The 12,952-nt window shown below is 60.9% G+C and carries 13 protein-coding genes, 1 tRNA gene and 1 pseudogene; 9 read left to right on the forward strand and 6 right to left on the reverse strand.

The genetic code is table 11. The features are described from left to right. Positions 1-346: 346 nt before the first annotated feature. Positions 347-1,159 (reverse strand): helix-turn-helix transcriptional regulator, encoded by an 813-nt coding sequence (locus Q8K08_RS02105; RefSeq protein WP_305249063.1) that lies wholly within the window; start codon positions 1,157-1,159, stop codon positions 347-349. Between the two features lie 89 nt (positions 1,160-1,248). Here Q8K08_RS02105 and Q8K08_RS02110 point away from each other — a divergent pair. The 3 genes and pseudogenes from Q8K08_RS02110 to Q8K08_RS02120 form a co-directional block, all read left to right on the forward strand. Further along, positions 1,249-1,392 (forward strand): annotated as a pseudogene (locus Q8K08_RS02110) (ATP-binding cassette domain-containing protein); the annotation flags it as partial. A 217-nt stretch (positions 1,393-1,609) separates the two neighbouring features. Next, positions 1,610-1,915, forward strand: a complete 306-nt coding sequence (locus Q8K08_RS02115; protein ID WP_305249064.1) for a hypothetical protein — start codon at positions 1,610-1,612, stop codon at positions 1,913-1,915. Between the two features lie 103 nt (positions 1,916-2,018). After that, positions 2,019-2,465 carry a hypothetical protein gene (locus Q8K08_RS02120; RefSeq protein ID WP_305249065.1) on the forward strand — a complete coding sequence of 149 codons (447 nt, stop codon included), beginning with the start codon at positions 2,019-2,021 and terminating at the stop codon, positions 2,463-2,465. A 505-nt stretch (positions 2,466-2,970) separates the two neighbouring features. Here Q8K08_RS02120 and Q8K08_RS02125 read toward each other — a convergent pair. The 4 genes from Q8K08_RS02125 to Q8K08_RS02140 form a co-directional block, all read right to left on the reverse strand. Then, positions 2,971-3,058, reverse strand: a tRNA-Ser gene (locus Q8K08_RS02125). A gap of 72 nt (positions 3,059-3,130) precedes the next feature. Next, entirely contained in the window at positions 3,131-4,159 is a 1,029-nt protein-coding gene (locus Q8K08_RS02130) for an ABC transporter substrate-binding protein (protein WP_305249066.1), read from the reverse strand. Then, positions 4,129-5,505: a sensor histidine kinase gene (locus Q8K08_RS02135; protein ID WP_305249067.1), complete on the reverse strand. Its 1,377-nt coding sequence runs from the start codon at positions 5,503-5,505 to the stop codon at positions 4,129-4,131. Before Q8K08_RS02135 ends, Q8K08_RS02130 begins: the two co-directional genes overlap by 31 nt. Then, entirely contained in the window at positions 5,498-6,163 is a 666-nt protein-coding gene (locus tag Q8K08_RS02140) for a response regulator transcription factor (RefSeq protein WP_304797461.1), read from the reverse strand. Before Q8K08_RS02140 ends, Q8K08_RS02135 begins: the two co-directional genes overlap by 8 nt. Positions 6,164-6,313: 150 nt before the next feature. On the opposite strand from Q8K08_RS02140, the gene Q8K08_RS02145 reads away from it, so the two are divergent. Genes Q8K08_RS02145 through Q8K08_RS02170 form a run of 6 tightly spaced genes read left to right on the forward strand, consistent with a single transcriptional unit; the run spans position 6,314 to position 11,960 of the window. Beyond that, on the forward strand, positions 6,314-7,279 hold the full coding sequence (locus Q8K08_RS02145; protein ID WP_304797459.1) for a tripartite tricarboxylate transporter substrate binding protein: 966 nt from the start codon (positions 6,314-6,316) through the stop codon (positions 7,277-7,279). Beyond that, the gene (locus Q8K08_RS02150) at positions 7,276-7,719 is read left to right on the forward strand and encodes a tripartite tricarboxylate transporter TctB family protein (RefSeq protein WP_304797457.1); all 444 of its coding nucleotides are present in this window, start codon (positions 7,276-7,278) and stop codon (positions 7,717-7,719) included. Before Q8K08_RS02145 ends, Q8K08_RS02150 begins: the two co-directional genes overlap by 4 nt. An 18-nt stretch (positions 7,720-7,737) precedes the next feature. After that, positions 7,738-9,261, forward strand: a complete 1,524-nt coding sequence (locus Q8K08_RS02155; RefSeq protein ID WP_304797455.1) for a tripartite tricarboxylate transporter permease — start codon at positions 7,738-7,740, stop codon at positions 9,259-9,261. Between the two features lie 10 nt (positions 9,262-9,271). Further along, positions 9,272-10,630, forward strand: coding sequence for an acyclic terpene utilization AtuA family protein (locus tag Q8K08_RS02160; RefSeq protein WP_305249068.1), 1,359 nt, complete (start codon positions 9,272-9,274; stop codon positions 10,628-10,630). Then, positions 10,627-10,938 carry a DUF4387 family protein gene (locus tag Q8K08_RS02165; RefSeq protein ID WP_304797451.1) on the forward strand — a complete coding sequence of 104 codons (312 nt, stop codon included), beginning with the start codon at positions 10,627-10,629 and terminating at the stop codon, positions 10,936-10,938. The genes Q8K08_RS02160 and Q8K08_RS02165 overlap by 4 nt, the downstream gene beginning before the upstream one ends. Continuing rightward, a complete protein-coding gene (locus Q8K08_RS02170; RefSeq protein WP_305249070.1) occupies positions 10,935-11,960 on the forward strand; it encodes an AbrB family transcriptional regulator in 1,026 nt (341 codons plus the stop codon). The genes Q8K08_RS02165 and Q8K08_RS02170 overlap by 4 nt, the downstream gene beginning before the upstream one ends. Here Q8K08_RS02170 and doeB read toward each other — a convergent pair. Then, a complete protein-coding gene (gene doeB / locus Q8K08_RS02175; RefSeq protein WP_305249071.1) occupies positions 11,957-12,949 on the reverse strand; it encodes a N(2)-acetyl-L-2,4-diaminobutanoate deacetylase DoeB in 993 nt (330 codons plus the stop codon). The genes Q8K08_RS02170 and doeB overlap by 4 nt on opposite strands. Positions 12,950-12,952: the final 3 nt, after the last annotated feature.

Consider the following 12,952-nt stretch of genomic DNA (forward strand, 5'->3'; position numbering starts at 1 on the left):
CCGTTCGCCCGTATCTCCACCCCATAGTCCCTGAGAAACTCCACCGTAGTCGCCATCGCGAAACTCCAACCCGATCTCCATCACCGGCGGAATCGCAGATCAGACGGATAGGCAGAAGGTGGGAGCCAGAGAACGCTTACGCACGTTGCTGCGCCTGCGAAGGTTTCTCCGATGCTGCGGCCTTCCTGAATGTCGCTGAGGGCTCCAAGCCGTCAGTGGGTATCTTGTGTCAAACGGCGAACACTAGAGTGAACCCTGAACAGTCGCGAAATACATCCCGGACAATTGAACGGTTTTTGGGTACAACGGCCATCGCTCTGACCATTTGTGGTGGAAGCAGAGCGCATCAGGCACTTTGAGTAATATCCGCACCATCTTTCAGTAAGGGCAACATCAACGCAAACAGTTCCGCCTGTGACGAGATTTGGCAGCGAGAGTATAATTGCTTGCGAAACACCTTGACCGTCTGCGCCGACACTCCCAGCCGCAGCCCGATCGACACAGTGGAATGCCCGCGCAGGATCAGCAGTGCTACCTCGGCCTGACGGGGGGACAGGTGGATGCCAAGCCTGCTCCGCGCGGCGGCAGCCAAAAGCGCGGATGTGTCTTCGGCAGGCCCTGTGGACCGCGCGACGGATGCCCAATGAACTTCTGACAAAGCCTGAACAATCGGCGCGATGCGGGTGCAGGTTTCCACTTCACGCATGGAAAAGACCTTACCCGAAGACGCATCCCGGCCAACACAGATGTTCAAAGTGACCCAAGGTGACGGATAGGCGACAAAGGTGATTTCATCAACCAGAGTTGTCTGGTCGTAGTATTCGATGAAATAGCGGCTGCGCTGAAATGCATCGGGGGCAATATCCTGAATTCGGTATGCCCCTGCGGACGCGCGGCGCAAGTGAAGATCATAGAAAGGGTCAAGCCTGTACGCACCGGCAAGATAGGTCCGGTTCAGTTCGGAAAACACCTGCGGGTGATCCGTCTGTCTATACAGCACAAGCGGCGGACCCGCGCTGCGGTAGGCAAGAATGATCAGATTGTCAGGTGCACAGGTCGCGCGCAAGAATGATGCCAGAGCCTGCTCAAACCCTGGATGCCCATTCAACCGGATCGCTTCCGCAAGTTGCGTTTCAGCCAGATTGGGTAGCGCCATCATCGCAGTGTCATACCTCGTTAGGGGTATATACCCCGAAAAATCCGAAGATTAGCCTTTCACTGCATATTCCGGGGGTATGGACCAAACGCATGAAAACCGCCATCGACATCTGCAAGGTGACCAAGACCTTCGGCACCTTTACGGCGCTGCACAGCGTTTCGATGTCGATCATGGACAATGAGTTCTTCACCTTATTGGGCCCCTCTGGTTGTGGCAAGACAACGCTGTTAAAGGCTAATCCGACATTCCCTAAGCCTGTCCGACTCTCCCCCGGCTGCACAAGATGGCGGATCTCGGATATCGAGGCATGGGAAAGCGCCAAAGCCAAACCCGCTCGAAATTAAAGAACCGCCCCCCATCACCTAGGGCGGCGGTTCAAACTGTTTCGGTCGCGATACCGATAGTTTAGCGCGCATCGCCCTTTTCCGACAATAGAAAAGGAGTTGCCAGATGGCACTTAAACCCTCTTGGGGTAACGCCCCTTATTACCTGCACCACAGCGACGGAACCGCGACACAGCACCTTATAGGGGGCCGTGAGCGCTGGGCGCTGGAATGTCTTATGGCCACCAAGGGCAAGGGCTGCACCCCGATAGATCATCCCGGCCCGCGCTGGTCGGCCTATGTCTTCACATTGCGGCGGCTGGGCTTTCACATCGAGACCATCACGGAAACCCATGAAGGCCCGTTTGCCGGACACCATGCCCGCTACGTCCTGAAAGACCGCGTGACGCGCGCGACGGAGGGCACAGCATGAATGAGGATGACCCCCTGCCCCTTTGGTTCTTGGCCTTCGCAGTCCTGTCCCTGTCCATATCCGTCAAGCTGTTCCTCTTGCGGGAATACTGGAGTTGCTTCTCATGAAGGCCACCCAAGCCCGCCGAAACCGCAAACTAGGCCGATCTACGCCCCAGTTTGTGATGTTGCCCGAATGGCTGCAAAGGTCCGAGGCATGGGCCACCATGAAACCGGGGCCACGCGCGCTGTATCTTGAACTGAAAAGGCGGTTCACGGGGTCCAACAATGGCGAGATATTCCTAAGCCAAAGGGACGCGGCAAAGGCTTTGAACGTCAACAAGGACACCGCCACCGCCTATTTCCGTGATCTGCTAGAGCGCGGTTTCATCACCATGACACAGGGGGGCCACCTTGGCCCCTCTGGCATCGGACAGGCCGCCAAGTGGGCGCTGCAAGAAGAACCGATCAACGGGAAGTCGGCCACCAAAGGCTTTATGGCATGGCGTCAAAAACAAAACCCCGTCCCGATAATCCGGCCACCCCGTCCGGAAAATAAGGACATCTTCTAGAGATTTTCCCGTCATTAGGGGAAACCGTCCGAGATATCGGGACGGCAAACCGCCTTTTCAGCACCCAGCCTGTCCCCAAGGTTCGGACATATATACATCTAGCCATAGGCACAGGGTTTCAGGACAGGCGGCTAAGGGGGCTTGCGGCTACGCACGGTCTGACACCTTGGCGCTAACTGCACCGCGTTCCCTGCCCATTCTGAGCACCCTTAGATTACCCCAAGGTCCAAGCCCAGCGCCGGGGGATTTTGCACCCTCAAAAGGGCCACCCGGTCGCGTTCGCATCGCAGACAGTTTCCCCGCGTAGTGACCCCAGAAAAATCGGGCAATGCCAGTTTTCGAGGCTGGGCAGATCACAGGGACGCGCAAAGATAGGAGGTGCGCCGCAAAAGTTAATACGCAATACGCGCGCGAGACCAAGCACCGCCAAGCGTTTCCCCTATGGCGGGCTGTATGGCGGGTTATTTCCTAATGATGGAAAACAACCAACAAAATCAAGGGTCAATGGCGGAGTGGAAGGGATTCGAACCCTCGAGACGTTGCCGTCTGCACCCTTAGCAGGGGTGTGCCTTCGACCACTCGGCCACCACTCCGTTGTCCCGTTTAAAGACGCAGACGAGCGGGGGCAAGGGGCTTGCATGGAAATATTGTTCAACCCCGTCCGGTCAGGGCTGTTCCATCGCCGCGCGCCATTCTGTCAGAAAGCGGTTGCGTGAAACCGCGTCCAGATTGGCCAGAAGGCCGGGGTCAAGACGGATGGGGCGCAGATGCGGGTTTCGCTCGAATGCGGCTTCTTCTACGGCGGCCAGCCCATCACCACTGGCAATCAGCGCCTGTCCCTCTGCTGACAGCAAAAAGCGCATGAAATCGGTCGCAGCCTCAGGCTCGGGTGCCGTGCGCGGGATGAGGGCTGTGCGCAGCAGGGTCAGTGTGAAATCTTCCAACTCCACCACCGTTATTCCTTCGGCCCCCTGCGCCTGCGTATAAAGGCCCAGCACATTGTAGCCCACCAGCAGGCGCCCTGCCCGCACCTCGTCGATCATATCGACCGAGCAGCAAAACAACCGTGCATCCAGCCGCCCCATCACCTCGGCCAGCCGCCAGAACGTATCCGACAACCGTGCATCTTGTGCCGCGAACAGATAGCCAGCCCCCGATACCGCCGGATCATAGGTGCCGACGCGCCCACGAAAACGGTCGGGGTTGTCGCGCAACAAGGCGATCAGATCGCGCCGTGTGCGCGGCACATCTTCACCCGCGCGCAACACGCCATCCGCCAGAATAAGCACCACCGGTTCTTGCGCCACCGACACCAGCAGATCGCGCCACCGCGACCAGACCGGCTGATCTGCGACCAGATCGGCGGGCAGTGACAGCGCAAAGCCGTCATTCGCCAGCTTCATCTGCAAATCCATCGCGGAAGAGATCACCAGATCAAACGCCGCGCCCTCATCGGCAATGGCGCGGTGCACTTCCTGACTGCTGGCCATCACATAACGCAGGCCAAGACCGGGGGTTTGGGCCAGATAGGCGGTGATCACCGGGGCCAGAATAGCCGTGTCTGTCGTTGACAAAACGGACAGCACCCGTGGCGGGGCCTCTGGACCGAAATCTTGTGTGGATTCCACCTCGAACGCCGCCAAAGACTGCGCCAGCCCCAAACTCAGACCAAGGGCAAACAGAATTCTGCGCATGTGCCGCCTCCTTCTCTTGCGCGCAGCCGGAACGTGCCGCCCATCGCGCCTGCCGCTTGTTCCACGATGGTCAGCCCAAGGCCCGACCCGGTGACATCGCCCACATTGTCGCCACGCCGGAACCTGTGCAACAGGCGCGCAGGCTCGGCCTGACCCAGGCCCCTGCCCCGGTCGGCGACAGCGACCACGGCCATCCGGTCAGTGGCCAACGCAGACACTTCCACCACCGAATCCGGCGGTGAGTACTTGATCGCGTTGTCGATGATGTTGCGCAATGCCGCCTCGATCAGCACCGCGTCGCCCTCACAGGTCAGCACGGCGGGAATGTCCAGCGCAAGGTCCATATCCTTCATCTCTGCCGCCGGGGCCAGACGGGTAGCCACCGCCCGCGTCATTGCCGCCAGATCCAGCTTTGCCCAATCCGCCTGATCGGCACGGTAAAGTACGGTCGCATGGTCAAGCAACTGCCCGGCAGAACGCGCCGCATCATCCGCCGACCGGATCAGCCCGCGCAACCGGGCGCGGGTGCTTTCCTCGGTCGACTGGCGCAGCGCCAGCTCGGCCTCGTTGCGCATCACCGCCAACGGCGTGCGGATATGGTGTGCAGCCTCGGCAATAAAGGTTTCAGTCTGGCTCAGCGTGCCGCGCAGCCGCCCGATGAAACTGTTCAGCGCGGTGACAAATGGCACCAGCTCACGCGGGGCCGGATGGCGCACCGGGCGCAGATCACGCGGTCCGCGCCGCCCCACCGCCTCGGCAAGCCGGTCAATCGGGCGAGTCAGGCTGCGCGCGACCAGCAACGCCAGCGGAATGGCCGCCAGAAACACTGCAAGCCCCAGCCCCGCCGCCTGCAACCCCAGCCGCGAAGCAATTGCCCCCTGCCCTTCGCGGGTCTGCCCCAGCAACACCAGCACCGGCGAGGCCCGGCCATCGACCCTGAGAGAACGCGCCACCGCCGCCACCCGGATTTCAGCATCCCGGAACGGCACCGTATAGAACACCGGGGCAAGGGCTGAGGGCAACATCCCCGGCAAGGGCAGATCCCCATAACCCGTTACCGTCACCTCCCCCACATCGACCCGGTAAAAGATCCGCTCTTCCCCCATGGCAGCCAGCATCGAGAATGTGGCAGGCTGCATGTCGATGACCACGCCGCCCTCTTCGGCGCGCATTTCTTCGGCAAGCCCCTGCGCCGCAGCACCCAGCACCGCATCCAGCGTCGCCTCGGACGCGCGCTCGGCCCCGATCCGCACCGCCAGCGACAACACCAGCGCCAACACTGCCGCCAACACCAATAGCTGCCCCACCAACCTGCGCCGCAGCGAAAACGCCATCCCGTCAGCCATCGGTCAGGCGGTAGCCAAGGCCCCGCACGGTTTCAATCCGGGCGCGCCCCCCCGCCAATTTCTTGCGCAAGCGGCCCACATACACCTCGATCGCATTGTCGGTCACGGGTTCGGAAAACGAGAACAGACGGTCGCACAAGTGCTCTTTCGAGAGGATCCGCCCCGGCGCATTCAGGAACAATTCAAGTAGCCGCACCTCACGCGAACGCAGGTCACGCGATTCGCCCGCAACGCTGACCGTGGCCGATAAAGGGTCGAATGACAGGTCGGCAAAGCTGCGCAGGGTCTGGGCACTGCCACCCCGGCGGCGCAACACCGCTCGGCAGCGTGCCTCCAGCTCGGCAAAATCGAAGGGCTTGGTGATGTAATCATCGGCCCCCGTGTCCAGCGCATCCACCCGGTCACTGACCGCAGAGCGCGCCGTCATCACGATCACCGGGGTCGTGCGTTCCGCCCGCCGATGGCGGACCAGAAAGTCACGCCCGTCACCATCAGGCAGCATGATATCCAGCAATATCAGATCATAACACGCCACCAGCAGAAATTCCTCTGCCTCCGCCAGCGTGCCCGCACAGTCCACGCCATGCCCTTCCAGCCCCAGCCTTGCAGCCACGCTTGCGGACAATTCGGCATTGTCTTCGACCAGCAAGAACCGCACGTCGCCCCCAATTCCTGTTTTCAACCTGCACAGAAAATTTGCGCATGACAGGTTCGTGTCAGCTTTCCAGCTTTGAGTGATCCCCGCAAGACCCGTGCGTCACGAGGAGAACACGGGCTGCCTGACATCAAAAGTCTCGGGAGGACTTACATGCGTATCACCGTCAAGGCGCTGGCTTTCAGCGCAACCGCTCTTATGGGGATGACCACCTCGGCACTGGCCACCGAATGTATCGCGCCTGCCAACCCCGGCGGTGGCTGGGATTTCACCTGCCGTCAGATCGCGAACATCATGCAGGAAATCGGCCTGTCGTCGAACATGGTGCAGGTCACCAACATGGCGGGTGCCGGTGGCGGCGTCGCCTATACCCATGTCGTCGGCCAGCGCAACACTGACGCCGATGTCTTTATCGCTGCATCGTCGGCCACCACAACCCGTCTGGCCCAGAACGCTTTTGCCGGCATGACCGCAGATCAGGTCCGCTGGGTCGGCACCATCGGCGGTGATCCGGGTGTGATCGTTGTGGCCAAGGACAGCCCGTTCCAGACCATCAATGATCTGGTCGAGGCCGTGAAAACCGATCCGGCCAAGGTAGCCTTTGCAGGCGGTTCCGCCGTTGGTGGCTTTGACCACCTCAAGGTGCTGATGCTCTTGGACCGCGCCGGCTATTCCGAAGCGCGCTCAGTGAAATACATCGGCCTTGACGGTGGTGCAGATGCCATCACCCAGACTGTTGGTGGCTTCACCCAGGCAATGACCGGCGATATCTCGGAAATTCAGGGCTTCATCCGCTCGGGCGACGTGCGCGCGCTGGCTGTGCTGTCTGACGAGCGTGTGGCCGGGTTCGAAGACATCCCGACCGCCAAAGAGCAGGGCATTGACATGGTCGCGATGAACTGGCGCGGCATCTATGTGCCAAAGGGCATCTCTGATGACGATTTCGCCAAGTGGACCGATGCTTTGCAAAAAGTGGCAGACTCCGAGCAGTGGCAAAAGGTAATGACCGACAACGGTCTGGCCCCCTATACCCTGATCGGCGCCGATTTCGAGAAATTCGTCAATGACAACATTGCCGAAGTGACCGAAATCTCGAAAGAAATCGGTATCATCCAATGATCCGTGCTGACCGCATCTTTGGTGTGGTCATGGTGATTGTGGCGCTGGGGTATATCCTCAGCGCTGCGACCATCCAGACCTCGTTCCTTTCAGACCCGGTTGGCCCGCGCGTGTTTCCCTATATGGTCGCCGCTGTCGTGCTGATTTCATCGCTGGTCATGATCCTGCGGCCCGACCCCGATGTGGAATGGCCCGTTGGTGGCATGCTGTTGCAGATGGGCCTCGCGCTGATCGTGCTGTTTGGTTACGCCATGCTGATTCAGCCCTTGGGCTTTATCATCCCCACCGTGATCGCCGCCGGCATCCTGTCATGGCAGATCAACCCCCGCCCGGTTCCGGCGGCACTGGCCGGGCTTGGCCTTGGCATCGGGTTGTTCGTGCTGTTCAAATTCATCCTCGGGCTGGGTCTTCAGGGCCTTCCCCGCGCCCTGATGGGCTGACCCAGAGGACAACATCACATGGACATTATGGCCAATCTGGCGATGGGCTTCGGCATCGCCCTTTCACCTTATACCCTGTTTCTTGCGCTGATCGGGTGCTTTGTCGGCACCATCGTTGGTGCGCTGCCCGGCCTTGGCCCGTCAAACGGCGTGGCGTTGTTGATCCCGATTTCATTTTCCATGGGGCTGGACGCCATCTCGGCGCTGGTGCTGCTGACCGCCGTTTATTACGGCGCGATGTATGGCGGGCGGATCAGTTCGATCCTCCTGAACATTCCGGGCGACGAGCCTGCGATGATGACCACGCTGGACGGCTATCCGATGGCCAAACAGGGGTTTGCGTCAGATGCGCTGGTAATCTCGGGCGTCGCCTCTTTTGTTGGCGCAATGGTGGCAACCATCGGTGTGATGTTCCTATCGCCGGTTCTGGCGACTGTCGCCTTTAAATTCGGCCCTGCGGAATACTTCGCGCTCTACATGCTGGCCTTCTGCACCCTTGGCGGGATCGGGTCGAACAATCAGGCCAAGGCCGCTTTGGCCGCCGCTATTGGTTTGGGCATCTCGATGATCGGGCTTGATAAAACCACCGGCATGCCGCGTTTCACCTTTGGCGAGATGCACCTGATGGATGGCATCGACTTTCTGGTTGCCATCGTTGGCCTGTTTGCTGTGGCCGAAGTGTTCCACTTTATCGAGACCCATGGCAAGGACAGCTCTATCGGCGTCAAGCTGGGCAAGATCACGATCAACTGGGCGAAACTCTGGTCCACACGCTGGGCCATGGCACGCGGCACCGGCATTGGTTTTGTTGCCGGGATCCTGCCGGGAGCTGGTGCTTCGCTGGGATCATTCCTTGCCTACATGACCGAGAAATCCTCGGCCAAGGACAAATCCACCTTCGGCAAGGGCAACCCCTGCGGCGTAGCCGCCCCCGAGGCTGGCAACAACGCCGCCGCCGGTGGCGCGCTGATCCCGATGCTGACGCTGGGGGTTCCCGGATCGGGCACCACCGCCGTTCTGCTGGCGCTGCTCCTCACGCTCAACATCACCCCCGGCCCCTTGCTGTTCACCGAACGGCCCGAGGTGGTGTGGTCGCTGATCGCATCGCTGATGATCGCCAACATCATGTTGCTGATCCTCAACGTGCCGATGGTGAAGGTGTTTGTGAAAATCCTGCAGGTGCCAAGCTGGATCTTGCTGCCGGGGGTGACGATGATCGCCTTTGTCGGCATCTACTCGCTGACCGGATCGTCGTTTGACTTGATGCTGATGGTTGCCTTTGGTGTCATGGGCTGGCTGTTCCGCAAGCTGGATATCCCGACCGTGCCGGTCATCCTTGGCATCCTTCTGGGCAACGCGATGGAAGACAACATGCGCCGTGCGATGGTGCTGTCGGATGGCGACTGGACCTACCTGTTCTCGTCGCCCATCGCGATTGGTTTGTGGATCGCCGCCGTGGTCGGCTTTGTGGCGCCGATGTTCCTGCGTGGGATCTTGAAGAAACCACCACAGCCCGTCACAGACGTCGGGACCCCTGATTAAGGATACTGCCATGCCAACCCGCGTACTCGTGCCTTCAGGCGTCCTTGGCCTCGGCTTTGACCGATCAGCACTGGCACGCGGGGTGGCAATGGCCCCTGACATCATCGCAATCGACGGGGGGTCCACGGATAGTGGGCCCTTCAGCCTTGGCGCTGGGCAGTCAAAATATGCGCGCGCCGCCACCAAATCCGAGTGGCGCGACCTGATGCTGGCCCGCGCCCAAGCCGGGGTGCCGCTGCTGATTGGCACCGCAGGCACCTGCGGCGCAGATGCCACCGTGGACTGGATGTTCGACATCACCGTGGAACTGGCGGCCGAGTTGGGCCAAACCCTGCGCGTTGCCCGGCTATACTCCAGCCAAAGCGCTGAAAGTGTATGCACCGCGTTGGACAAAGGCCGGATTACCCCGCTGACCCCAGCGCCCGAAGTTTCCGCCAAGACGCTGCACAGCATGAGCAATATCGTCGCCCTTGCGGGGGCCGAGCATATTCAGGAGGCCCTTAAGACCGGGGCCGATATCATCATCGCAGGCCGCACCACCGATACCGCCACCATCGCCGCCCTGCCCTTGATGCGCGGCGATCATCCCGGCGGGGCATGGCATGGCGCAAAAATCGCCGAGTGTGGGGCGCTTTGCTCTACCAACCCAACCTCCGGCGTGATCGTGGTCGATTTTGATGAGACCGGCTTCACGGTGGAAGCCATGCACGAGACCGCCCTATGCACCCCGCATTCCGTCTCCGCCCATATGCTCTATGAAAACACCGACCCCTTCATCCTGTATGAACCCGGCGGCCACCTGGACGTGACAAACGCGCACTACACCGCGCTGGACGCCCGCCGCGTCCGGGTCGAAGGGTCAGAGTGGGTGCCGGGCCGCTATACGGTGAAGCTAGAAGGCGCGCGGATTGCGGGCTATCAGACCACGATCCTCGCCATCTTGCGGGGCGCTCACTACGCCGCCCACGCGCAGCAATGGGTGGCCAAGCTGACGACCTTTCTCACCGATACCATCACCCGCCGCATGGACCTGTCGCCCGACAGCTACAGCCTCGATTTTCGCCTGATCGGCGTTGACGGCGCACTTGGCCCCTTGGAAAACCGCACCGGCACCCCGGTCGAGGTTGGCATGCTGGGGCTTGTGACCGCGCAGAGCCAAGCCATCGCTGCCGAAATCGGCAAGCTGATCAACCCGTTCGTGCTGCACTATCCCCTGACCGAGGATGAGGAATTGCCAACATTCGCCTTTCCCTATTCCCCCGCCACCACCGACCGCGGCGCGCTTTACGAATTTGCGCTCAATCATGTGATGGAACTGGATGAACCGATGTCGGCCTTCCGCCTGACTGTAACCGAGGTGGGCGCATGACTGCCGCAATGAAAACTCTGGGCGAACAAGTGCTGAAGGTCCGGTCGAAAAATGCAGGGCCGTTCTGGGTTACCATCGACATTTTCTGTGGATCGCCGCAGGCTTACGCGTCGATCCTGCCACGTGTTCGCACCGCAGATGTGGGCCGCCTGTACGGCACGCCGGAACAATTGGTCAAACGCTTCGATATTCCCGATCTGCATGTCATCAAATTCTCGATCCCCCGCCCGGTGGTGCAGGGGGCGGCGGCAGATCGCGACATGCACGGCGCCCAATGGGCGCATTTGCTGGATGAGATGCTGGTGTGAGCTTTCTGACCCCACCGCGCCTGACCACCTTTGGCGTTGCTGCAGCGGGCGGGGCCGGGTTCGTACTGCTCGGCCTGCCGCTGCCCTTGCTGCTTGGCCCGATGGCAGCCTGCCTGATTGCGGCGCTGATCGGCGCAAAAATGCAGGATGCGGGCCAGCTTGGCGCTTTCATGCGCACCTTTCTGGGCGTGGCAGTGGGATCTTCAATCACGCCCGAGACCCTTGGTCATCTGCCTGATTTCGCGTGGTCGCTGGCCTTTGTGCCGCTGTTTATCGTGGTGATCGGTGCGGTTGGCTATCCGCTGTTCCGCTTTGTCTTTGGCTTCAACCACGCGACCGCATGGTATGCCGCCATGCCCGGCGGCTTGCAGGATATGCTGGTGTTTGGCGAGGAAGCGGGCGGCGATGTGCGCGCGCTGTCGCTGATCCATGCCACCCGCGTTCTGGTGATCGTGACTGCGGCGCCCCTGATCATGACGCTGTATTGGGGCATAGACCTGACCCAACCCCCCGGTAGACCTGCGTTGGACTCTGACCCGGCGCAAATCGCGTGGATGATCTTTGCGGGCTTTGCAGGCTGGAAAATTGCGGCAAAGGTAGGCCTGTTTGGTGCATCCATCCTTGGCCCGATGATCCTGACCGCCACACTTTCGCTGACTGGTATCATCACCACCCGCCCGCCTGCGGAGATCATCTGGGCTGCGCAATTCTTCATCGGCATCGCGGTCGGGGTGAAATACTCCGGCATCACCTGGAAAGAACTGCGCATAGATGTGGGCGCGGGCGTGGTCTATGCCCTGATCCTCGCCGCCATTTCGCTCGCGTTTTTTGAGGTGATCTATCTGGCCGGACTTGCCCCCGCGCTGGATGCGTTCCTTGCCTTCCTGCCCGGCGGGCAAGCAGAAATGGTGATCATTGCCATCATCGCGGGCGCGGATCTGGCCTATGTGGTCAGCCACCACCTGTTGCGCATCATTCTTGTGATCCTGCTCGCCCCCATTGTCGCGCGGATCTTCCGCTAACCCACCTCATCAGCGACGACCGCCACGCAATCACCGGGCTTGACCAGCCCCGGAAAATGCCGTGCGGTGAACAGACCGCCCCGGCGCAGGCGCAATTCCGTTGGCGCAGCCCCAGTGCGACCCGTGGGGTAGATCAGCGCAATCACCTGCCCCGCGCTGACCCGATCGCCAAGATCCGCACAAAACCGGATCAGCCCGCCGTCTTCGGCAAAGGTAAAACAATCGCCATCCGGCATATCCAGCCATTGCGTCGGGCGCTCCTGCACCCCCCCGCGCACCACCCCCGCCGCGATCAACACGTTGCGCAGGCCGTCAATCGCGACCCCCACCGTTCGGGCGCTTGCTGTGCCTCCGCCACCCAGTTCGGTGGTTACAAACACTTTGCCCATATTTTCGGCGGCGGTGTCATACATGCCCACCGCATCAATCTCCAGCATCCTGACCGAGTAAGGCGCGCCGAAGGCCTGCACCAGCCGGAATGCCTTGGCCTCCTGCGCCTTGTCGGGCAGGATGTGGGCCGCGCAAAACGGCAGGAAATCCAGCGTGCGGCCGCCCGAGTGAAAGTCCACCACCACATCTGCCATCGGCAAAAGCACGCGCTGGAAATAATCAGCGATCTTCTCGGTAACCGAGCCATCCGGCCGCCCCGGAAAGGCGCGGTTCAAGTTGCCCCGGTCAATGGGTGATGTCCGCGTGCCCGCGCCAAAGGCAGGCTGGTTCATCGCAGGCACAATGATGACCCGTCCCGTCACCTGATCGGGTAACAGATTAAGGGCCAGATCAAACAGCGCGATCGGCCCCTCATATTCATCACCATGATTGCCCCCGGTCAGCAGCGCCGTCGGCCCTGCCCCGTTTTTCACCACGCAAAGCGGGATCATCACCGACCCCCAGGCCGCATCGTCACGGCTATAGGGCAGGCGCAAAAACCCGTGCTGTACGCCATCCGCGTCAAAATCCACCGAGGCGGTAATGGGCGAAGGTTTCATGCC

The sequence above is a fragment of the Pseudotabrizicola sp. genome (assembly GCF_030684215.1).
In the GTDB taxonomy this organism is placed as follows: Bacteria; Pseudomonadota; Alphaproteobacteria; order Rhodobacterales; family Rhodobacteraceae; genus Pseudotabrizicola.